At 52.0% G+C, this 458-nt stretch carries 1 protein-coding gene; it reads right to left on the minus strand.

What is annotated here, in order from left to right; all coding sequences use genetic code 11:
* Positions 1–391 (minus strand): hypothetical protein (locus D7Y13_RS45465; protein ID WP_208734615.1); only part of this gene is annotated, 391 nt, incomplete at its 3' end.
* Positions 392–458: the final 67 nt, after the last annotated feature.

Genomic DNA, 458 nt, shown 5'->3' on the forward strand with positions numbered 1-458 from the left:
AAGTTGGCACGGCATTAGATTCGACGGCAGATTCGAGCGGAAGCGGCTCGACTGGCTCGCGAACTCCCAATCCCTGATTCCTATCTCGATCGACCACCAGACCAAGATAAATTTCTTGCACCCAAGCGGCTCGATCGTCGCCCGTTTGCTGTCCACGAATTTCAATTTCGCGAATCACCTGGGTTTTAAGCCCCAAAATGCCGTTTTGCACAAAAGTTGCCATCGCCTGACGATTGGGCAGTTGGGCAGCTTCAAGGTGAACGGTTAAGCGATCGCCCGTTCGATCGACTGTGGCCGTAATGCCTTTCGGTTTCAAGGTGCGATTCATAAGCTGGGCGATCGCCTGAGAATCGCCGCTTCTCGCTTGTTCGAGCAGATTTGCCTGTGTCATAGCTGCCTATCGCACGATTGGTTTTACGTTTTGCTTTACAATTTTGGCAACGGTTTCACTGCCGATC

Origin of the sequence: Corallococcus praedator, assembly GCF_003612125.1 — a bacterium.
GTDB classification, from domain to species: domain Bacteria; phylum Myxococcota; class Myxococcia; order Myxococcales; family Myxococcaceae; genus Corallococcus; species Corallococcus praedator.